Below are 19,716 nucleotides of genomic sequence, written 5' to 3'. Positions count from 1 at the left end.
GTCCCCGTTTTTAAGGCAGTACATGCACCCATTTTTCCGCAACATGCGCCATCGCGCCACCGTGATCCTCACGGTGCTGATCGTGTGCGCAATTGCCAGCCTGATTTTCTCCGGCATGATCGGTTCGATCGCGATTCCGCTCGCCGACCTGCCTTCCGCCCTGTTCCATGTGGTGCAGGGCAAGACCGACACCCTCGCCGCCACCCTGCTCGACCTGCGCCTGGGCCGCGCGCTGACCGCCTTTGTCACCGGTGCGGCGCTCTCCTTGGCCGGCGTCATGATGCAGGCGCTGCTGCGCAACCCGTTGGCCGACCCGTACGTGTTGGGCATTTCCGCCGGCGCTTCCGTTGGCGCGCTGGCCGCGCTGCTGTTCATGTGCACGCTGTGGGTGGTCGATGCGGCCGCCTTTGCCGGCGCCGTCGGCGTGTCCATGCTGCTGTATTTCTTTGCCCGCCGCGACCTGCGCGGCGGCACGGCGGCCGAAGGCGGCGCCTCGCTCTTGCTGCTGACGGGCGTGATCCTGGCCTCGGCCTGCATGGCCATCGTCACCCTGATGCTCTCGATTGCCCCGGAAAGCCGCTTGCGCAGCATGGTGTTCTGGATGATCGGCGACCTGGCCGGCGCGCCGGCGCGGCTGATGCCCTGGCTGGTCCTGGCGGGCGCCATGGTCTTTGCGCTGCGCTGCGCGCGTTCGCTGAACGTCATGGCGCTGCACGCGGAAGCGGCCAGCACGCTGGGCGTGCGCGTAGGCGCCCTGCGCAAGGGCCTGTTCTTCTGTTCCGGCCTGCTCACGGCCAGCGCCGTCACCAGTGCCGGCAGCGTGGGTTTTGTCGGTCTGATCGTGCCGCATGCACTGCGCTTTGCCTGCGGCCCCGATCATCGTCTGCTGATACCGGCAGCCGCACTGGCCGGCGGCACTTTCCTCGTGCTGGCTGATACCTTGGCGCGTACCGTGCTGGCGCCCTTGCAGCTGCCCGTCGGCGTGGTCACGGCCATGATAGGCGCGCCCGTTTTCCTGTACCAGCTGCACCGATTGCGCAGGGGATGAAAAAAGCATGATACGCACCTACCAACTCGGCCTGAAGGCGGGCACACGCTGCCTGGTGGAAAACCTCACCTGGCACATCAAGGATGGCGAATGCTGGAGCGTGATCGGCCGCAATGGCGCTGGCAAGAGCACCTTGCTGCGCGCGCTGGCCGGTTTGCGCGAACCGGATGCGGGCCACGTGACGATACAGGGCCGCGCCCTGGTCGACTGGCCACTGGAGGAGCTGGCGCGTGAACGGGCCTTCCTGGCGCAAGCGCGCCACGATGCGTTCTCGTACCGCGTCATCGAAACCGTGCTGTCGGCGCGCCACCCTTATCACGACAACCATTACTGGGAAGGCAGCGACGACCAGCGTGTCGCCCTGGCGGCGCTGGCATCGATGGAAGTGGAACACCTGGCCGAGCGCGACGTGCGCAGCCTGTCCGGCGGCGAACGCCAGCGCGTGGCGATCGCCGCCATGCTGGCGCAGGATACGCCCTTGCTGCTGCTGGACGAACCGGCCAATGCGCTGGACCTGGCGCACCAGGTCAGCGTCATGGGCCTGCTGTCGAAACTGTGCCGCGAACAGAATAAAACCGTGGTGATGGTGGGACATGACCTGAACCTGGCACACAGCGTCTCGACCCATGCGCTGCTGCTGATGGGCGACGGCGGCTGGCTGGCCGGCTCCGTGGCCGAGGTGATGCAGGCATCCATCCTGGGCGACTACCTGGGCCACCCGATCGAGATCATAGCCCACGGCAAACGCAAGATATTCATACCCAAAGAGGATTAAACATGAGCGACAACATCAACGCAGACACCGCAGCCAATACCGCTGCCATCAACGAACGCCACCGCGTGCGCATGGAACGAAAAAAAGCCATCATCGACGCGGCCATCACCAAGGCCGACAAGGAAATCGGCATCATCATCGTCAACACGGGCAATGGCAAGGGCAAGAGTTCGAGCGGCTTCGGCATGGCCATCCGCGCCATGGGCCACGGCATGAAAGTGGGCGTGGTGCAGTTCATCAAGGGTGCCATGTCGACGGGCGAAGAAAAATTCCTGCGCCGCTTCCCCGACGAAATCAGCTTTCATGCGATGGGTGAAGGCTATACCTGGGAAACGCAGAACCGCGAACGCGACATCGAAAAAGCCGAACTGGCATGGGAGCAAGCCAAGACCTTCCTGGCCGACCCCAGCTATGGCCTGGTGCTGTTCGATGAACTCAATATCGCCCTCAAGTACAACTACCTCGACGTGCATAAAGTCATCGCCGACCTGCTGGAACGCCCGGCCATGCAGCACGTGGTCATCACGGGCCGCGGCGCACCGGACGAATTGATCGCCATCGCCGACACCGTCACCGAAATGGCCGTCGTCAAGCATGCGTACGCGGCCGGCATCGGCGCACAAATCGGCACCGAGTGGTAACAGCGCCATGACGCGCACCCTGGTCTTCGGCGGCGCCCGTTCCGGCAAGAGCGCCCATGCGGAAAAGCTGGCCCGCGAGTCGGGCAAGGAAGTCGTGTATATCGCCACCGCGCAGGCGGGCGATGCGGAGATGGCCACGCGCGTCAGGCACCACCGTGCGCAGCGCCCGGCCGAGTGGGCGACACTGGAAGAACCGCTGCGCCTGGGCGACGCCATCCTGCGCGAAGCATTGCCCGGACGCCTGCTGCTGGTCGACTGCCTGACCTTGTGGCTGACGAATCTGATGTTTTCCAGCGGCGAAACCTATCCCGACGTGGGCGACATCGCCCTGCCCGAACTGTTCCACAGCGAGCGAGCGCACCTGCTGTACGCGCTGGCCGAACTTGGCGATACCGATTGCGACCTTATTCTGGTATCGAACGAAGTGGGCATGGGCATCGTGCCGTATGGCGCCATCTCGCGCTGCTTTACCGATGAAGCTGGCCGTCTGAACCAGGCCGTCGCGGCCATCTGCGACAGGGCCGTGTTTGTGGCCGCCGGCCTGCCCCTGCACCTGAAAGGCGCGCCATGCTGAGCGGCTTGTCGCTGCCCATGCTGGCAGGCCTGATGACGGCCGGCGTGCTGCTCGATCTGATCCTGGGCGAGACGCGCCGCTGGCATCCGCTGGTCGGCTTTGGCCGCCTCGCCAGCGCGCTCGAACGCCTGCTGAACCGGAGCCGCGGGCGTTTTCTGCGCGGCGCGCTGGCGTGGGTATTGGCCGTACTGCCGATCAGCTATGCCGCCTGGTGGCTGTGCGGCCTGGCCGGTGCGGCCCTGCATGTCTTCCTGCTGTACCTGTGCCTCGGCCTGCGCAGCCTGCGCGACCACAATCAACCGATCGCCGATGCCCTGGCCATGGATGACCTGGACAAGGCGCGCCTTCTGACGGCGCGCATCGTCAGCCGCGATACAAACAACGCCGATGCGTCCAGCCTGGCCAAAGCCAGCACGGAATCCCTGCTGGAAAACGGCAACGATGCCGTCTTCGGCACCCTGTTCTGGTTTGCCGTGGCGGGCGGCCCTGGCGCCGTGCTATTCAGGCTGGCCAATACCCTCGACGCCATGTGGGGCTACCGCAACGAACGCTACGACTGGTTCGGCTGCTGCGCCGCGCGCATCGACGACCTATTGAATTACCTGCCGGCGCGCCTGACGGCCCTGTCGTATGTCGTCATGGGCAAGACCATGGCGGATAAAAAACGCGCCTGGCAGTGCTGGCGCAGCCAGGCGCCCAGCTGGAACAGCCCGAACGCAGGCCCCGTGATGGCCAGCGGCGCCGGCGCCCTCGGCCTGGCCGTGGGTGGCGACGCCATCTACGACGGCGAGCTGGAACGCCGCCCGCCGCTGGGCGCCGGCCGTCCGGCCGAAGCGCGCGACATCGACCGCGCCTGGCGCCTGGTGGCCGAAACGGCCGTGCTGTGGCTGATCTGGGTGGCGCTGCTGGCCGGGCTGTATTACCTGCGGGGGAAATACCTTGCTTGAACATGGCGGCAACCTGCGCGACGCCGCGCGCGAATATGGACGACCACTGGCCGACTGGATCGACCTGTCGACCGGCATCAATCCGCACGGCTATCCCGTGCCCGCCAGCAGCGCCAGCGCCTGGCACCGTCTGCCGGAAAGCAACCCGGCGCTGACCGCCGCCGCCTGTGCCTACTATCACGCGCCAGCCATGCTGCCGGTGGCCGGCACGCAGGCGGCCATCCAGGCCTTGCCCCGGCTGCGCGCGCCATCCTGTGTGGTCGTCGCCGCGCCCTCGTACGCGGAACACGCGCACCACTGGGGCCAGCACGGCCACAGCTTGCGGCATGTACCGTATGCGCAACTGGCCAATGCGGTGGACAGCTGCGACGTGATGGTTGTCTGCAACCCGAACAACCCCACGGGCGCGCGCATTGCGCCCGAAGTGCTGCTGGACTGGGCAAACAGGCTGGCCCAGCGCGGCGGCTGGCTGGTGGTCGATGAAGCGTTTGGCGACACGCAGGCGCAAGCCGGCCTGGGACCGCACGCGGGTCAGCCTGGACTCATCGTGCTGCGCTCGGTCGGCAAATTCTTTGGCCTGGCGGGACTGCGCCTGGGCTTTGTCGCCGCCCATCCCGAACTACTCAGCAAGCTGACCGACATGCTGGGGCCATGGACCGTCAGCGGCCCGGCGCAGCAAGTGGCCCTGGCCGCGCTGACCGACGCGCACTGGCAGGATACGATGCGCCTGCGCCTGCGCGACGAAGGCGAACGCCTGCGCCAGCTGCTCGCCAGCCACGGCATCGCCAGCGGCGGCTGCGCGCTGTTTCAATGGTGGCCGGAAGAAGACGCCGAAGCCTTCTGGCACCACATGGCGCAGCAGGGCATCTGGGTGCGCCTGTTCCGCCACGCCGCCTACGGCATCCGCCTGGGTTTGCCGCCGAACGAAGACGCCTGGCTCCAGCTGGAACAGGCACTCACCACATGGAAGAAGCGATGAACCACTTGAAAACAGCATTGCTACTGGCAGGACTGATCTCGACCCAGGCGCACGCCGCCATCACCGTGCGCGATGACGACGGCAATACCGTCACCGTGGAAAAACCGGCGCAGCGCATCCTGGCGCTGGCGCCGCACGTCACGGAACTGCTGTTCGCAGCCGGTGGCGGCGAGAAAATCGCCGGTGTCGTCAGCTATAGCGACTATCCGGAAGCGGCGAAAAAAATCCCGCAGGTAGGCGACAACCGCCAGTACGACATGGAACGCATCATCGCCATGAAGCCGGACCTGATCGTCGTGTGGATGCATGGCAGCGCCGAGCGCCAGATCGCCATGCTGCGCCAGCTGAAGGTGCCGATTTATCACAGCGAGCCGCGCAAGCTGGCCGACATCCCGGACAGCATGGAACGCCTGGGACAGCTGATGGGAACGGAAAAAACCGCCAAGCCGGCCGCCGCGCAGCTGCGCGCCAAACTGGCCAGCCTGACGGCCCAGTATGCGCAGCGCCCGCCCGTGCGCGTGTTTTACCAGGTGTGGGACAAGCCCCTGTACACCTTGAGCGGCGCGAGCATCATCAGCGACTCCATGCGCGTGTGCGGCGCGCAGAATATCTTTGCCGCGATGAAGGTGGTGGCGCCCGTCGTCACGCCGGAAGGCGTGCTGCAGGAAGACCCTGAAGTCATTTTCGGCACCAGCGAAAAAAGCGATCCGCGCAGCGAAGGCGGCCTGGCCATATGGCGCGCCTTCCCGTCGATGACGGCCGTGCGCAGGAATAATCTGTTCCGCCTGAATGGCGACCTGCTGAACCGCGCCGGCCCGCGCATGATCGAAGGCACGGCCGCCATGTGCGAACAGCTGGAGGTGGCCCGCCAGCGCCGCAGCGCTCCCGCAGCCAAGACGGCGCCATGAGTCACTACCAGCGCATCGCCTGCCTGTCGACGGAAGCCGTGGAAACGCTGTATGCGCTGGGTGCCGAAGACATCATTGCAGGCATTTCCGGCTTTACCGTGCGTCCGCCACGGGCGCGCGAGGAAAAAACCAAGATCAGCGGCTTTTCATCCACGAACCTGGAACGCATCCTGGCAGTGAAACCGGATCTCGTGATCGGCTTTTGCGACATGCAGGCTGATATCTGCCGCGACCTGGTCAAGGCCGGCATCGAAGTGCACCAGTTCAACCAGCGCACGGTGGACGGCATCCTGCGCATGATCGCCGTGCTGGCCGCGCTGGTGCAACGCGAGGATGCCGGCCGCGAACTGATCGCCAGCCTGCGCGCGGACATCGCCGCCGCCCGGGCCCGCGCCGCCGCGTGGGCGCGCAAGCCCGTGATTTACTTTGAAGAGTGGAATGATCCCCTGATGAGCGGCATCGGCTGGGCGGCGGAATTGATCGGCATCGCCGGCGGCACGGACGCCTTCCCGGAATTGTCCGAGCAACCGGGCGCGAAAGAGCGCATCATCGCCGATCCTGTGGCCGTGGTGCGGCGCGCGCCCGACATCATCATCGCCAGCTGGTGCGGCAAGAAGTTCCAGCCCGCACAACTGGCGGCACGTCCGGACTGGGATGCGATTCCCGCCGTGAAAAACCAGATGCTGTTCGAGATCAAGTCGCCCGATATCCTGTCGCCCGGTCCGGCCGCCATTACAGAGGGGTTACGCCAGATCAGCGACATCATCGCGCAATGGCAGGAGCGCCAGCCATGAACAACCCCTTCCCCGCCCTGATGGTGCAGGGCACGACGTCCGATGCGGGCAAAAGCACCGTCGTTGCAGCCCTGTGCCGATTGTTGATGCGCCGCGGCGTGACGGTAGCGCCATTCAAGCCGCAAAACATGGCATTGAATAGCGCCGTCACGGCGGACGGCGGAGAAATCGGCCGCGCGCAAGCCTTGCAGGCACTGGCCTGCGGCATCGCGCCGCACACGGACATGAATCCGGTACTCTTGAAACCGTCGTCGAACACGGGCGCGCAGGTGATCATCCATGGCAAGGTGCGCGCCGAGATGGATGCGCGCGACTACCAGCAATATAAAACCATCGCCATGGGCGCCGTGCTCGAATCGTACGCGCGACTGCGCCAGCAATATGCCGCCGTCATCGTCGAAGGCGCCGGCAGCCCCGCCGAAGTCAACCTGCGTGCGCGCGACATCGCCAACATGGGCTTTGCGGAAGCCGTCGACTGTCCCGTGATTCTGGTGGCCGACATCGACCGTGGCGGCGTCTTCGCGCACATCATCGGCACCCTGGCGTGTTTGTCCGACAGCGAGCGCGCGCGCATCCTCGGCTTTGTCATCAACCGCTTCCGCGGCGACATCTCGCTGCTACAACCCGGCATCGACTGGCTGGAGCAGCAAACTGGCAAGCCCGTACTGGCCGTGCTGCCCTACCTGCAAGGCTTGTTCCTCGACGCGGAAGACGCCGTCGAAGCGATGCAGACAGAACGCGGCGCCTTCAAGGTGCTGGTACCGCAACTGCCGCGCATCAGCAACCACACGGATGTCGATGCGCTGCGCGCCCATCCCGGCATCGACCTGCAATTCATCCAACAAGGACAGCCGATTCCGCCGGCCGACCTGGTGATCCTGCCCGGCAGCAAGAACACGCGCGGCGACCTGGCCTGGCTGCAGCAGCAGGGCTGGCCCGCCTATCTGGCGAAGCACCTGCGCTACGGCGGCAAGCTGCTCGGCATCTGCGGCGGCTTCCAGATGCTGGGCCTGAGCGTGTGCGACCCGCTGGGTGTGGAAGGGGATGCTGGAGAATCGAAGGCACTGGGCCTGCTCGATATGGTGACTGAACTGACGGCGCAAAAGCGCCTGCAACAGGTGCGCGGCCACTGCGCGTTTGCTGGCGCCCACGATGCGCGCGTGGCAGGCTATGAAATCCACATGGGCGTCTCGCAGGGCGCCGCCCTGCTGCAGCCGGCGTTCATGATCGATGGACGGCCCGAGGGGGCCGTATCGGGCGACGGGCAAATCCTGGGCAGCTATTTGCACGGCATGTTCGACACGCCCGCCGCATGTTCGGCGCTGCTGCGCTGGGCGGGGCTGGACTCCGGCCACACGGTGGACACCGCCGCCCTGCGCGAGGCCAGCCTGGAGCGCATCGCCGACGCGGCGCTGCCTCTGCTGGCCGCCCTGGAGCAAATCAAGCGCTGACTATTTTTTCAGGCACATGCCCATGTACGAACGGTCGGTCGAAAACTCGACTGCCATGCTCGACGACACGGGCATGAACATCGAATAGTCGGCCGGCACATCGGCCGGGTCCTTGAACACGGCGATGCCATCGAAATCGACGGCTTGCGCACCCAGGCCCAGCTTGTTGACGGTGATGGTTTCCGCATGCGTCTTGCCGGTCGTGTTATTCGTCAGAGTGGCGGTGCTGCCGGCAACGACGATGTTCGCGCTGATGCCCGACGCCGCGCAGGCGTAACTGCCGGCGATTTCGGTGCCGATCTTCTGTTGTTTGGCTGCCACGATGGTGCCCACGCGCAACACGTTCTGCTGGTTGCGGCTGTAGCGGTCGATGAACAGCGCCAGCCCCCGGTCCCCCGCATGCACGTGCACGATGCCGAAGTCCTGGCCACCCTGGCGAGCGACGAGCAAGCCGTTCTTCGCATCCTTGACCAGGGTCAGGCTGGCGTTTTCCGCTTCCAGCTGCGGCGATACTGCAGAGCACACGCCTTGCGCGTTGAACACGCCGCCATTGCACAGTTGGGCCGCTCCGTCGGCTGCGATCTTGAGACTGCCTTTCGGATTGAAGCGGTCAGCGCCGTTCGATGCATTGCGCATGGCACCCAGGAAAATATAGTTGCCGGCCAGCTTGGCCACGTCACCCACCGCATAGCCGCTGCCGCTGACGGTCGAGACCATGTTACCCAATTTGATATTGCCCGACAGGAGACGCGTGCGCGCATCGACGGTAACGCTGAAATCCGTTGCCGTGTAGGTGGTCAGATTACCGGTGGTAGTAGCGCTGAACGTGCCGCTGCGGTCGCTCAAGCCGAACTGCGTCGACAGGACACGGATGGCATAGGTTTTCTTGACGCTGTCAAACGTGATGCGCCAGGTGTCGCCGATATCGGCGGCCACGTCATACACGCTTTCGTCAGCACTGGCACCGGCAATGACACTCAGGCCAGCCTCTTTCGCCACGGCTTCCGATGCTACCGTCACGCTGTCGGCGGGGATGACGGGAGGCGTCACCACGACGGGTGGCTTGGCGGGGATTTCCGGCGTGCCGCCATCGCTGCCGCCACCGCATGCGGACAGGGCCGCGCCCAGGACAAGGAACGTAAGTGCATTTTTCATGTGGTGTGACTTTCGGAAAAAGATGAGGTCGGAGCTGCCAGAAACACATGCTAGCCTTACCCGCAATCTATTGCCATGGAACAAATGTTCCATGGACGCCGCCCCCGCACGCTGCCAGAATGACGGGCGCGGGCGGCACGCAGGCGCCATTTATGTGACAATTCATCGTACTGTCGGCTCCGTTCTTCTTCCTCAGGCTCGCATCCATGACCAGTTCCCCGATTAAAAGCTACCTTCCCTGGGTGGTCGCCACCGCCCTGTTCATGGAGCAACTCGACTCCACCATCGTCAACACCGCCATTCCCGCCATGGCCGCCAGCCTGCATGTGACGCCGCTGAGCCTGAAAGCCGTCGTCACCAGCTACATCCTGAGCCTGGCCGTGTGCATTCCCATCAGCGGCTGGATGGCCGACCGCTTCGGCACGCGGCGCGTATTTTCCGCCGCCGTTGCCATCTTCACCCTCGCCTCCATCCTGTGCGGCCTGTCCGTGAATGCCCCCATGCTGGTGGCCGCGCGCCTGTTGCAAGGGGTGGGCGCGGCCATGATGATGCCGGTGGGCAGGCTCACCATCATCCGCACCTTTCCCAAGTCACAATTGCTGGCAGCCATGAATTTCGTCATCATCCCCGCCCTGATCGGCCCGCTGCTGGGGCCCACGGTGGGCGGGCTGATCGTGCACTGGCTGTCGTGGCGCGAGATTTTCTTTGTCAACGTGCCAGTCGGCCTGGCGGCGCTGTACCTGGCGCACCGCTACATGCCCGATTACTACGGCGACAAACCGCGTCCGCTGGACCTGATCGGCCTGGTACTGTTTGGCACGGGCATCGCGCTACTGTCGTGGCTGCTGGAAATTTTCGGCGAACATCGCATCGATGCCACCTCGTTTGCGGTGCTGCTGTTCATTTCCATCAGCCTGCTGGCCGCGTATGCCTGGCATTCGAGCGAAGTACTGCACCCGCTGCTGCGCCTGACCCTGTTCAAGATCCGCACCTTCCGCGTCTCCGTGGTGGGCGGCTTCGTCACGCGCCTGGGCGTGGGCGGCCTGCCTTTCCTGCTACCGCTCTTGTACCAGCTGGGCCTGGGTTTGCCCGCCTGGCAGTCCGGCTTGCTGATGATGCCGTCGGCGGCCGCTGCCATGGGCATGAAATTCATTTCCGCGCGCGTGCTGGCCCGCTTCGGCTACCGCCAGGTGCTGATCGTCAATACCGTGCTGATCGGCATCACCATCGCCATGTTTTCGCAGGTGGGCGCGGGCACGCCCCTGTACGTGATCGTCGGCATCAGCCTGTGCCTGGGCTTTTTCAATTCGCTGCAATTTTCCAGCATGAACACCATCGCGTATGCCGATGTCGACAAGACCGACTCCAGCATGGCCAGCACCATCGCCAGCTCGATGCAGCAACTGTCGATGAGCTTTGGCCTGGCCTTCGGTTCGCTGATCACGGGCTGGTACCTGGGCGACATGCCGCAGTCGGACCGCGCCATGCTCAGCACAGCCCTGCACCACACCTTCCTGACCCTGGCGGCCCTGACGGTACTGTCCTCGCTGACCTTCTGGACCTTGCGCCGCGACGATGGAGAAAGCATCAGCAAGGGCACCGACAGCGACGAGGAAGAGGCGTCCGACGTGAAGGCCCAGGCCCTTGTGCAGACGGAAGTACAAACCACAAAAGGCTGAGCCACCTCAAGCTTGCCGCCGGCGCCGCTGGTGCTTTTTCCTGACGCTGCTACCGTGACGGCAGGAGGTGCACATGGCGGCCGAGCGGCGCTTTGCATGGAAGGGCACGGACCGTCATGGCCAGGCGGTCGACGGCATCTTGCGCGCCGCCGACGCCAGCGCGGCCACGCTCGCGTTACGCCGCCAGGGCATCCTCGCCACCCGTGTGCAGGCTGTGCGCGCCGCGCCCGGCAAGGCCATCACGCGCAAGGATATCGCGCTGTTCACGCGCCAGCTGTCGACCATGATGGCGGCCGGCGTGCCGCTGCTGCACGCCTTCGACATCGCCGGCAAGGGCCACGCCAAACCCGCCGTCACCGAGCTGATGCGCGACTTGCGCCACGACATCGAAGCGGGCAGCAGCCTGCAGCAGGCCTTTCGCCAGTTCCCGCTGCTGTTTGACGAGCTGTACTGCAAGCTGCTGGCGGCCGGCGAACAGGCGGGCATCGTGCAGGACTTGCTGGCGCGCCTGGCTACGCACCAGGAAAAGGCCATCGCCCTGCGGCGGCAAGTGCGCGGCGCGCTGATGTATCCGCTGGTCATCGTGCTCGTCGCCATCGCTGTCACGGCCATCATCATGAGCGTGGTCGTGCCCGCCTTCCGCCAGGTCTTCGACAGCTTCGGCGCGCCCTTGCCGCTGCCCACCCTGCTCGTCATGGACTTATCCGCTTTCGTTGTCCGCTACTGGCTGGCTCTGTTGGCGGCGCTCGTGCTCGCTTGCCTGCTGCTGCACCTGGCCTGGCGCCGCTGGCCCGCCTTGCGGCGCAACACGCAGCTGCGGGCATTGCGCCTGCCCGTGTTCGGCCCACTGTTGCGCAAGGCGGCGATTGCGCGCTGGACGCGCACCCTGGCCGCCATGTTCGCCGCCGGCGTGCCGCTGCTCGACTCGCTCGGCCTGGTGGGCGCCGCCTCCGGCCACGCGCAGTACCAGGAAGCGACGACACGCATCGAACGCGAAATCCGCGCCGGCGGCAGCCTGGCCCTGGCCATGGAGCACAGCGGCGTGTTCCCCCCGCTGCTGACGCAACTGGCCCTGATCGGCGAGGAATCGGGCGCACTCGACGCCATGCTGTCGCGCGCGGCCGACATCATCGAGGCCGACATCGACGCCACGGTGGCCACCCTTTCCGCGCTGCTGGAACCGGCGCTGATGGTGGTGCTGGGCGTGCTGGTCGGTTCGCTCGTGATCGCCTTGTATCTGCCGATTTTCAAGCTGGGCGCGGTAATTTGACTGCGTGCCTGCAGGTCGCCACCGACACCCGGCATGCACCCATGCATACACCCATGCGTGTAATACATCTACCTTCCCATCAAATAATAGTCATTGACTATGCAATAGATGTGAAATATTATCAATTAATAGATAGCAGGTATCGTATATTCATACCGCAATGCAGGGCGTCAGGCAATCCCAGTGGGGGCTACCCGCTCGCCGTCGCACTGCTTACATGGTTGGGCCAGACTTGATTGTTTCGCCCCGCCCCGACATTCCACTCTTCTTCAACTTTCGATCATGCGTACTTCCAAAGCCCAACAAGCCAAAAACCATCGGCTGATCATTCAGACCGCAGTGGACCTGATGACCCAGCATGGGTTTGAGGGCACCACCATGAAGCAGATCGCGCGTGCCGCCGACGTGGGTGATGCCACTATCTACAAATACTTCCCGACCAAGGAGAAACTGGTAACCGCCTACTTTCAGCAAGCAATTGCAGACGCAGTGGCGCAGGCCGACAAGACGCAGGGACAGAACGAATTTTCGCTGCAGGAGCGCCTGCAACTGGTGGTCGAGAGTCTGCTGGAAGGTTTGCTGGCCGACCGCGAATTTGTGGGTCTGGCGCGCGGCATGGTGGAGCGTGCGCCCACGCTGCTGTTGGGCGAGCAACTGCCCGGCAAGCCTTTGCTCCAGAAAACCTTCCTCCAGATGCTGGAGCAGGCCGAGACGACCGGTGAAATCGCGCCTTGCGGCTTCAAGCCCAGCCTGTCCGGACTGTTGGCCGATTATGTGTACGGCGTCATTGCGTACTGGCTGCGCGACACCTCCGACCAGTTTTCCAACACCACACAAATGGTCGATTTAAGTTTGGGCGTGCTGGTGTTAGCCTTGCGCAGCGGCCTGGTGGACAAGCTGCTGGAGCTGGGCGGTTTCATGGTGCGCAGCCAGCTGGCGCGCCTGATGCAAGACGGTAATGGCTTGCTGGATCTGCTGCAATTGGCCCGCCGCGGCTTGGGCGGGGTACGCTCATGAGGCCCACGACCAAGACGAACAAAGTTGCGCAATTGCCGCGTACCGGGCGTCTTTCACGTGGCGCGATTGTCGGCATGGCAGTGGCGCGGGCCGGGCTGACCCACCTGGGCCATAAGGCCAAGTCGATGACGCGCGACGATGCGAAAACGGAACAGGCCCGCGTCGAACATGGGGCGGAACTCGGGCGCATCCTGTTTGCCGCGTTGAACCAGCTCAAGGGCACGGCACTCAAAGCCTCGCAGCTGCTCAGCATGGAACTAGGCTTTCTACCCGAGGGCATGCGCCAGGAACTGGCCCGCGCCCACTACCAGGTCACGCCGCTGAACCGCGCGTTGGTGATCAAAGTGATGCGCCAGGAGTTTGGCCAGGATCCGCAAGCCCTGTTCCAGCAATTCGATCCGATCGCCTTTGCTGCCGCCAGTCTGGGTCAGGTCCACGCCGCCATCATGACCGATGGTCTGGCAGTGGCCGTCAAACTACAATACCCCGGCATGGCGGACTCCATTGGCAGCGACATGCGTATGCTGCGCAGCCTGCTGCAAGCCTTGGGGGAACGCTCGGAGATGATGCCCAAAGCCGATATCATCGCGCGCATGATGGATGACATCGAGCAGAAACTGGCCGAGGAGCTGGACTATTTTCACGAGGCACAGACCATGCAATGGTTTGCACAGCATCTCACGCTGCCGGGCCTTGTGATCCCCCAGCCGGTAATGGGCCGCACCACACGCCGCGTGCTGACCATGCAACGCCTGCCGGGACTGCATCTCAACGAATGGTTGCTGACCGAACCCGATCAAGCCGCACGTGACCAGGCTGGTCAGTTGCTGTTTGACGCCTTCTTTCATTGCACCTTTGTGCTGCACCGCTTGCAAGCCGACCCGCATCCGGGCAACTATCTGTTCATGCCGGACGGCCGACTGGGCCTGCTGGACTTTGGCTGCACCCACGCGCTGGACGCTGACTTTTGCCAAGCGCTCAGCGCGCTTTGGTCGGCACAGTTGCGCGACCCTGCGGACCACAGTGCCATGCATCAGGCCTATCGGGACTTGGGCCTGATTGGGCCGAATCTGAATGAGCAGGACTTTTGCCAGCAACTGCTGCCGGCAATGGCCGAGCGGCATGCCTGGCAGAAGTTGCCGTTTACCGTGGCGGTGTATGACTTTGGGCAACACCCGCCATACCCACGCCCATCAGCCGAGCATCAGCGCCAGGCACTTCGGCACCTGCAGTCCTTGCCGGAGGAACTGCCCTACGTAGACCGGGCCTATTTAGGTCTGCTCCAGCTTCTCAAAACCCTCGGTGCACGTGTGCGCACCGCCAATCCCTGGATTCGTTAAATGAATACCACGTTTCTGCTTTCGCGATGCGCAGTTTTCATCATGCCTGGCAGCAGCCGCGCCGCGCTTGCGCAGTATCCGACCACCACAGTTCAATCACCCGGTGCTGCACTTGATCCTAAGCTTGAAACCACCAAGCCTATCGGCAACTCTCTCGAAAAAGAAAAACATGTCCAAGTCTGCGTATAGCGCCAAAGTATTCGCCATCTACTTGTTCGTCGTTGGGCCCGTGTTAGTCGTCGCGCCAAACTTCTTGCTGTCGATCGTACAAATGCCTCCAACCTCCGAGGTCTGGATTCATTTGCTTGGCGTTGTCGTATCCATGCTTGGCGTCTATGCGTGGGTCGCGGCCAAGCACGAAAACAAGCCGTTTCTGGTGGCATCGGTATACACGCGCCTCTTCGTGTTCGCGGCCTTCACGACCTTCGCTTCCATAGGCCTTGCCAGCCCAATGATCGTTTTTTTCGGCGTCGCAGATCTGCTTGGAGGAATGTGGACCTACTTCGCACTGAAAGCCGACGCGCAGTCGGCAAGAACTGTCATGGCGGGCCAGCACTGAGGCCCGTCCAATGAAGTGCTTCAGAAACAGATATTTGACGGACTTATTCACCACTGCGGACGCAAAAAATGTAGTGCTCGTCCGTGGTCTCATTTTGAATCGACGCAAACGGCGGAGCGCAACATGAAGAAAATAGTCATCGTGATTTTTGATCATTTCACCGATTTGGATTTGTTCTTGATGTGGGACATCCTCGGGAGGAACAAGACGGACTGGCAAGTGAAGATATTGGGAACAAAGGAAGCACATCAATCCGCAAACGGTCTGCTTATCAAGACCCACGGGTGCATCAGCGAAGCGAATGACGCAGACGTTGTATTGTTTTCCAGCGGTAAAGTTGGCGTGAAAGGCGCTATCGCCAACCAGGATTTCATGCGTGCATTTTCCCTGAATCCAGATACGCAGCTCATTGGATCGATCTGTGCCGGCTCGTTTATTCTTGCCAAGTTGGGTCTGCTGGCATTGGGGCCAGCCACGACTCATCCCGATGCCAAAGAGGAATTGCAAGCCCTGGGAATTGAGGTTCTCGATTTGCCCTTGGTATGCAAAGGGAATGTGGCGACCGCAGGTGGCTGTTTGTCTGCCGTGTATCTGATCGGTTGGGCCGTTGAGGCCTTGTTCGGCCGGGACAAACGTAAAGAAGCACTCAGAGAACTTATTCCGGCCGGCCAAAGCGCAATCTATGAACGACTAATTGATACGAGTATCCGAGACGCCATCGCCCCGAAAGCAGGCGTTGGCGCAATATTAGATGAAGCATGCCGGCCCATGTGACCACGATGCAAGCATTCCGTCCGCCAGAGCACGTTTGCAAACTTGGAATGCGCGCCAATCAAAACAATGCAGTCCGACCATCACTCACTTTACAGAGAGAGTTTTATTCATGACAAACGAAGCAAACAAAGTCTTCTTCATTGCCGCACCGGCAGCAGCCATGTCGGCGTCAGGATTGACGCGTATTGATTTCTCCGACGGCTATTCCGGTCAGGGGGATCGAACCTACGTGGACGCCGAACAAGCGGGGCGCGCCGTGTTCGCTGAACCGCATCGCATGCTCACCTGGCTCATTATTCTGCGCAACGGAATCGTCGCACCGTTGGGACTAAAGAAAAGTATCAGCTTTAGCGATCGCGGGCTGGGGAAGATCGGCATGTTTCCGATTATTTCAAGCACGGGCACTGAAGTCGTCGTCGGTGGTGACGACAAGCATCTGGATTTTCGGATCTGGATAAGCATTCAACCGAGTCTGAAGGGATCGGAAGTGACGGTTTCAACCTTGGTTAAAATAAACAATCTCTTTGGAAGAGTTTATTTGTTTATCATCATGCCGTTTCATAAGTTGCTGACTCGCTCGCTGTTGGAGCGCGCGGTCAACCGGCGCGACAAGGTGCAGCGCAAGCCATAAAGGTGACCTCATTGTTGCCGCTAGCCGAATAGTGACCATCTAAAGGCAGCGCAGGAGTTTCCAGCACCCTGCGCAAAACATCCCCATGTGCTGGCAGATGTTTTACACTGCGGCAGTGCCAGGCAATGTTTGCGCGGCAACATCATCACCTCAGACCCATCCACCATGCTGCAAGATACCCTGCTGTTCGCCGCGCCCGGCAATCTGCCCGTCGCCCTCGTCGCCGCCCTGTTCGGCCTGATCGTCGGCAGTTTCCTCAACGTGGTGATCCACCGCGTGCCGAAAATGATGCAGCGCGAATCCGATAATTATGTGGCGGAAGAAAGCGGCTTGCCCTTGCCGCATACGGACCGCTACAACCTGATGCTGCCGCACTCGCACTGCACCGCTTGCGGCCACCGCATCACGGCCATGGAAAACATCCCCGTCATCAGCTACCTGCTGCTGCGCGGCAAGTGCAGCGCCTGCAAGGCCCCATCTCCGTGCGCTATCCACTGGTCGAGCTGCTGACGGGCGCGCTGTCGGCGCTCTTGATCTGGCACTTCGGCAGCGGCTGGACGGGCCTGGCCACGCTCGTGTTTGCCTGGCTGCTGATCGCCATGACCTTCATCGATGCCGACACGCAAATGCTGCCCGACGACCTTACCTTTCCCTTGCTGTGGGCGGGCCTGCTGATCAACATCAATGGCACCTTCGTGCCCCTGCAGGACGCCGTGATCGGCGCGGCCGCTGGCTACCTGGCCCTGTGGGCCGTGTACTGGGCCTTCAAGCTGGCGACAGGCAAGGAGGGAATGGGCTATGGTGACTTCAAATTGCTGGCGGCGCTCGGTGCCTGGCTGGGCTGGACCATGTTGCCGACGATTATATTGTTGTCGTCGCTGGTCGGCGCCGTGGTCGGCATCGGCCTGATCGTCTTCGCCAGGCGGGGACGCGACAAACCGATTCCGTTCGGCCCCTACCTGGCGGCGGCGGGCCTGATCGCGCTGCTGTACGGCGCGCCCCTGTCGCGCCTCACGCTGGGTCTGACCGGCTGACCGGTATAGCACTGCGCCCCTATGGATAAATACATGCAACGACAAAACGTCCCTTATTTCAGCGTCGGCCTCACCGGCGGCATCGGTTGCGGCAAGAGCACCGTGGCCGACCTGTTCGCCGCGCACGGCGCCACCATCGTCGACACCGACCAGATCGCCCACAGCCTGACGGCACCGAACGGCGCCGCCATGCCGGCCCTGGTGGCGGAATTTGGCCCCGACTACGCCGATGCGCGCGGCGCCCTCGACCGCACAAAAATGCGCAAGCTGGTGTTTTCCGACGCCGCCGCCAAGGCGAAACTGGAAGCCATCCTGCATCCGCGCATCCGCCAGGCCACCCTGGCGGCCGCCGCCGAAGCGACGGGCAGCTACGTGATCTTTGCCGTGCCCCTGCTCGTCGAGTCCGGCGGATGGGTGGAAAGAGTCAACCGCGTGCTGGTCATCGATTGCCTGGAAAGCCTGCAAGTGTCGCGCGTGATGGCACGCAATGGCTTATCGGAAGAACAAGTCAAAGCCATCATGGCCACGCAAGCCACGCGCGCCATGCGCCTGGCGGCGGCGGACGATGTGATCGACAATAATGGCGATTTGGCCGCCCTGGCGCCGCAGATTGCCCAGTTGCACGATTTATATCTGGCATTTTCAAAAAGAATGGCCTGAATCGGGCCGCAACGTTTGTAATTTGTCGACGCTTGGTTCAAAATCACGGGATTGTTTGCAGGTCCTTACTTAAGGGAATTATTTTGATTGTCTACGAATACCCTTTCAACGAACGCATACGTACCTTGTTGCGGCTGGAAGACCTGTACGACAAATTCAAGTTCTTCATCCAGCAAGAGCATGCAATGCAGCACCATGTTGCCTTGGCAACTATTTTCGACATGCTCGAAGTGGCCGGCCGCGCCGACCTGAAGTCCGACCTGCTGCAGGAACTCGAGCGCCAGCGCCAGAGCCTGCTGGGCTACCGCAGCAATCCGAACGTGGAGCCGGAAACCCTGGACGCCATCCTCGGTGAACTCGACAGTGTCAGCGGCGCCCTGGTGGCGGCGCAAGGCAAGACGGGGCAGAATATCCGCGACAATGAATGGCTGATGAGTATTCGCGGCCGCACCATCATCCCCGGTGGCGCCTGTGAATTCGACTTGCCCTCCTACTTTGCCTGGCAAAAACGCAGCTCCGAGCAGCGCCTGACCGATATCCACGCCTGGTTCGCACCGCTGGCGCCCCTGTTCGATGCGCTGGCCCTGGTCTTGCGCCTGCTGCGCGATTCCGGCGGACCCGTTAAACTGATCGCCAATGGCGGCAGCTACCAGCAAATGCTGCAAGGCAAGGTGTACCAGATGCTGCGCCTGAGCCTGGATGAAAACATCGGTGCCATCCCTGAAATTTCCGCCAACAAATATATGCTGTGGGTACGCTTCACTACCCAGGGTGGCGACTTGAAACCCAAGCCGCTGGAAGAAGATGTTCCGTTCGAGCTCACGCTCTGTAATTTTTAACTGTTACTTATTTGCCCCATCATGACCGTCGTTAATTGCCCTACCTGTGCCGCCAAAGTCGAATGGACTGAAGCCAACAAATTCCGCCCCTTCTGCTCGGAACGCTGCAAGCAGATCGACCTGGGGGCCTGGGCCGAAGAGAAATACACGATCCCCGCCGCCGATCCGTTTGAAGATCCCCTCGCAGACGAAGACAACAAGCCGCAATAAGCTGCAGTAAGCCTCAACTAAACGGATTTTCCAGGCGCAGTCCCTGCGTCACGAAACTGTCGAGCCTGCCGCTGACCACCGTCAAGCCATAGGCGATGCCCATCGCCGCGATCTGTCCATCGACGCCGTGCGCGAGGCCCCGGCCATGCAGGCGCGCGCACACGAGTGCGCAATCAAGGTCGAATTCCAGCAGCCGCGGCGCATACTCTGCCAGCACGGCTTCCAGCCAGCCTTCCAGCGCCAGTGCTTCCAGCGCCGCTTCGCGCCGCCAGCTGCGCTGTATGCCTGCACGCAACTGCGCAATCACCTGCACCGGCACATAGCACGCTTCAGGCGCTACCCGTTCGAAAAAGGCGAGCACGCCTGGCGGTGCCGCGCCGCCCTTGCGCGCCGCAACGATCACATCCGTATCGACCAGGTAGGCGGCCATG

At 62.7% G+C, this 19,716-nt stretch carries 22 protein-coding genes and 1 pseudogene; 21 read left to right on the top strand and 2 right to left on the bottom strand.

Annotated features, from left to right (window positions below):
* Positions 1-22 precede the first annotated feature (22 nt).
* The 9 genes from CNX70_RS05880 to CNX70_RS05840 are packed head-to-tail and all read left to right on the top strand — an operon-like array spanning position 23 to position 8,117.
* On the top strand, positions 23-1,048 hold the full coding sequence (locus CNX70_RS05880; RefSeq protein WP_096233935.1) for a FecCD family ABC transporter permease: 1,026 nt from the start codon (positions 23-25) through the stop codon (positions 1,046-1,048).
* Between the two features lie 7 nt (positions 1,049-1,055).
* On the top strand, positions 1,056-1,823 hold the full coding sequence (locus tag CNX70_RS05875; protein WP_096233934.1) for an ABC transporter ATP-binding protein: 768 nt from the start codon (positions 1,056-1,058) through the stop codon (positions 1,821-1,823).
* A 2-nt stretch (positions 1,824-1,825) separates the two neighbouring features.
* Entirely contained in the window at positions 1,826-2,464 is a 639-nt protein-coding gene (gene cobO, locus CNX70_RS05870; RefSeq protein WP_096233933.1) for a cob(I)yrinic acid a,c-diamide adenosyltransferase, read from the top strand.
* A 7-nt stretch (positions 2,465-2,471) separates the two neighbouring features.
* Positions 2,472-3,038, top strand: a complete 567-nt coding sequence (gene cobU, locus CNX70_RS05865) for a bifunctional adenosylcobinamide kinase/adenosylcobinamide-phosphate guanylyltransferase (RefSeq protein ID WP_096233932.1) — start codon at positions 2,472-2,474, stop codon at positions 3,036-3,038.
* Positions 3,032-3,985 (top strand): adenosylcobinamide-phosphate synthase CbiB, encoded by a 954-nt coding sequence (gene cbiB, locus CNX70_RS05860; RefSeq protein WP_096233931.1) that lies wholly within the window; start codon positions 3,032-3,034, stop codon positions 3,983-3,985. Before cobU ends, cbiB begins: the two co-directional genes overlap by 7 nt.
* A complete protein-coding gene (gene cobD / locus CNX70_RS05855) occupies positions 3,978-4,964 on the top strand; it encodes a threonine-phosphate decarboxylase CobD (RefSeq protein ID WP_096233930.1) in 987 nt (328 codons plus the stop codon). Before cbiB ends, cobD begins: the two co-directional genes overlap by 8 nt.
* A complete protein-coding gene (locus CNX70_RS05850; RefSeq protein ID WP_096238295.1) occupies positions 4,961-5,872 on the top strand; it encodes a cobalamin-binding protein in 912 nt (303 codons plus the stop codon). Before cobD ends, CNX70_RS05850 begins: the two co-directional genes overlap by 4 nt.
* A complete protein-coding gene (locus CNX70_RS05845; RefSeq protein WP_096233929.1) occupies positions 5,869-6,666 on the top strand; it encodes an ABC transporter substrate-binding protein in 798 nt (265 codons plus the stop codon). Before CNX70_RS05850 ends, CNX70_RS05845 begins: the two co-directional genes overlap by 4 nt.
* Positions 6,663-8,117: a cobyric acid synthase gene (locus tag CNX70_RS05840; RefSeq protein WP_096233928.1), complete on the top strand. Its 1,455-nt coding sequence runs from the start codon at positions 6,663-6,665 to the stop codon at positions 8,115-8,117. Before CNX70_RS05845 ends, CNX70_RS05840 begins: the two co-directional genes overlap by 4 nt.
* On the opposite strand, the gene CNX70_RS05835 is transcribed toward CNX70_RS05840, so the two are convergent.
* Positions 8,118-9,272 (bottom strand): hypothetical protein, encoded by a 1,155-nt coding sequence (locus CNX70_RS05835; protein ID WP_096233927.1) that lies wholly within the window; start codon positions 9,270-9,272, stop codon positions 8,118-8,120.
* Between the two features lie 206 nt (positions 9,273-9,478).
* On the opposite strand from CNX70_RS05835, the gene CNX70_RS05830 reads away from it, so the two are divergent.
* The 12 genes and pseudogenes from CNX70_RS05830 (at position 9,479) to yacG (ending at position 19,285) form a co-directional block, all read left to right on the top strand.
* Entirely contained in the window at positions 9,479-10,951 is a 1,473-nt protein-coding gene (locus tag CNX70_RS05830; protein ID WP_208624494.1) for a DHA2 family efflux MFS transporter permease subunit, read from the top strand.
* 73 nt (positions 10,952-11,024) lie between these two features.
* Positions 11,025-12,221 carry a type II secretion system F family protein gene (locus CNX70_RS05825; RefSeq protein ID WP_096233925.1) on the top strand — a complete coding sequence of 399 codons (1,197 nt, stop codon included), beginning with the start codon at positions 11,025-11,027 and terminating at the stop codon, positions 12,219-12,221.
* Between the two features lie 282 nt (positions 12,222-12,503).
* A complete protein-coding gene (locus tag CNX70_RS05820) occupies positions 12,504-13,238 on the top strand; it encodes a TetR/AcrR family transcriptional regulator (RefSeq protein WP_096233924.1) in 735 nt (244 codons plus the stop codon).
* A complete protein-coding gene (locus tag CNX70_RS05815) occupies positions 13,235-14,578 on the top strand; it encodes an ABC1 kinase family protein (protein ID WP_096233923.1) in 1,344 nt (447 codons plus the stop codon). Before CNX70_RS05820 ends, CNX70_RS05815 begins: the two co-directional genes overlap by 4 nt.
* Positions 14,579-14,767: a hypothetical protein gene (locus tag CNX70_RS28500; RefSeq protein ID WP_167389616.1), complete on the top strand. Its 189-nt coding sequence runs from the start codon at positions 14,579-14,581 to the stop codon at positions 14,765-14,767. It abuts the gene before it with no gap.
* Complete coding sequence (locus CNX70_RS05810; protein WP_096233922.1) at positions 14,748-15,137, top strand: hypothetical protein; 390 nt, start codon at positions 14,748-14,750, stop codon at positions 15,135-15,137. Before CNX70_RS28500 ends, CNX70_RS05810 begins: the two co-directional genes overlap by 20 nt.
* 123 nt (positions 15,138-15,260) lie before the next feature.
* Entirely contained in the window at positions 15,261-15,911 is a 651-nt protein-coding gene (locus tag CNX70_RS05805; protein ID WP_096233921.1) for a DJ-1/PfpI family protein, read from the top strand.
* A 109-nt stretch (positions 15,912-16,020) separates the two neighbouring features.
* The gene (locus tag CNX70_RS05800) at positions 16,021-16,542 is read left to right on the top strand and encodes a DUF2867 domain-containing protein (protein WP_157750911.1); all 522 of its coding nucleotides are present in this window, start codon (positions 16,021-16,023) and stop codon (positions 16,540-16,542) included.
* Positions 16,543-16,707: 165 nt separating this feature from the next.
* Positions 16,708-17,576, top strand: a pseudogene (locus tag CNX70_RS05795) (prepilin peptidase).
* 33 nt (positions 17,577-17,609) lie between these two features.
* Entirely contained in the window at positions 17,610-18,236 is a 627-nt protein-coding gene (gene coaE / locus CNX70_RS05790; RefSeq protein ID WP_096233919.1) for a dephospho-CoA kinase, read from the top strand.
* An 83-nt stretch (positions 18,237-18,319) separates the two neighbouring features.
* Positions 18,320-19,075 (top strand): cell division protein ZapD, encoded by a 756-nt coding sequence (zapD, locus tag CNX70_RS05785; RefSeq protein WP_071079369.1) that lies wholly within the window; start codon positions 18,320-18,322, stop codon positions 19,073-19,075.
* Positions 19,076-19,093: 18 nt separating this feature from the next.
* Complete coding sequence (gene yacG, locus CNX70_RS05780; RefSeq protein ID WP_034748814.1) at positions 19,094-19,285, top strand: DNA gyrase inhibitor YacG; 192 nt, start codon at positions 19,094-19,096, stop codon at positions 19,283-19,285.
* 13 nt (positions 19,286-19,298) lie between these two features.
* Here yacG and CNX70_RS05775 read toward each other — a convergent pair whose 3' ends face one another.
* Positions 19,299-19,715 carry a PIN domain-containing protein gene (locus CNX70_RS05775; protein ID WP_096233918.1) on the bottom strand — a complete coding sequence of 139 codons (417 nt, stop codon included), beginning with the start codon at positions 19,713-19,715 and terminating at the stop codon, positions 19,299-19,301.
* Position 19,716: the final 1 nt, after the last annotated feature.

Source organism: Janthinobacterium svalbardense, assembly GCF_002327145.1.
Taxonomy (GTDB): domain Bacteria; phylum Pseudomonadota; class Gammaproteobacteria; order Burkholderiales; family Burkholderiaceae_D; genus Janthinobacterium; species Janthinobacterium tructae.
The sequence above is the reverse complement of the archived record's forward strand: the minus strand, read 5'-3'. Positions and strand labels throughout refer to the sequence as shown.

Bases quoted from the DNA above. Each gene is read 5' to 3' on its own strand.
- coaE (WP_096233919.1), top strand. From the start codon at position 17,610: ATGCAACGACAAAACGTCCCTTATTTCAGCGTCGGCCTCACCGGCGGC.
- CNX70_RS05845 (WP_096233929.1), top strand. From the start codon at position 5,869: ATGAGTCACTACCAGCGCATCGCCTGCCTGTCGACGGAAGCCGTGGAA.
- CNX70_RS05880 (WP_096233935.1), top strand. From the start codon at position 23: ATGCACCCATTTTTCCGCAACATGCGCCATCGCGCCACCGTGATCCTC.
- CNX70_RS05850 (WP_096238295.1), top strand. From the start codon at position 4,961: ATGAACCACTTGAAAACAGCATTGCTACTGGCAGGACTGATCTCGACC.
- cobO (WP_096233933.1), top strand. From the start codon at position 1,826: ATGAGCGACAACATCAACGCAGACACCGCAGCCAATACCGCTGCCATC.
- CNX70_RS28500 (WP_167389616.1), top strand. From the start codon at position 14,579: ATGAATACCACGTTTCTGCTTTCGCGATGCGCAGTTTTCATCATGCCT.
- CNX70_RS05820 (WP_096233924.1), top strand. From the start codon at position 12,504: ATGCGTACTTCCAAAGCCCAACAAGCCAAAAACCATCGGCTGATCATT.
- CNX70_RS05810 (WP_096233922.1), top strand. From the start codon at position 14,748: ATGTCCAAGTCTGCGTATAGCGCCAAAGTATTCGCCATCTACTTGTTC.
- CNX70_RS05800 (WP_157750911.1), top strand. From the start codon at position 16,021: ATGACAAACGAAGCAAACAAAGTCTTCTTCATTGCCGCACCGGCAGCA.
- CNX70_RS05815 (WP_096233923.1), top strand. From the start codon at position 13,235: ATGAGGCCCACGACCAAGACGAACAAAGTTGCGCAATTGCCGCGTACC.
- CNX70_RS05835 (WP_096233927.1), bottom strand. From the start codon at position 9,272: ATGAAAAATGCACTTACGTTCCTTGTCCTGGGCGCGGCCCTGTCCGCA.
- cbiB (WP_096233931.1), top strand. From the start codon at position 3,032: ATGCTGAGCGGCTTGTCGCTGCCCATGCTGGCAGGCCTGATGACGGCC.
- CNX70_RS05840 (WP_096233928.1), top strand. From the start codon at position 6,663: ATGAACAACCCCTTCCCCGCCCTGATGGTGCAGGGCACGACGTCCGAT.
- CNX70_RS05805 (WP_096233921.1), top strand. From the start codon at position 15,261: ATGAAGAAAATAGTCATCGTGATTTTTGATCATTTCACCGATTTGGAT.
- CNX70_RS05830 (WP_208624494.1), top strand. From the start codon at position 9,479: ATGACCAGTTCCCCGATTAAAAGCTACCTTCCCTGGGTGGTCGCCACC.
- cobU (WP_096233932.1), top strand. From the start codon at position 2,472: ATGACGCGCACCCTGGTCTTCGGCGGCGCCCGTTCCGGCAAGAGCGCC.
- CNX70_RS05775 (WP_096233918.1), bottom strand. From the start codon at position 19,715: ATGGCCGCCTACCTGGTCGATACGGATGTGATCGTTGCGGCGCGCAAG.
- CNX70_RS05875 (WP_096233934.1), top strand. From the start codon at position 1,056: ATGATACGCACCTACCAACTCGGCCTGAAGGCGGGCACACGCTGCCTG.
- CNX70_RS05825 (WP_096233925.1), top strand. From the start codon at position 11,025: ATGGCGGCCGAGCGGCGCTTTGCATGGAAGGGCACGGACCGTCATGGC.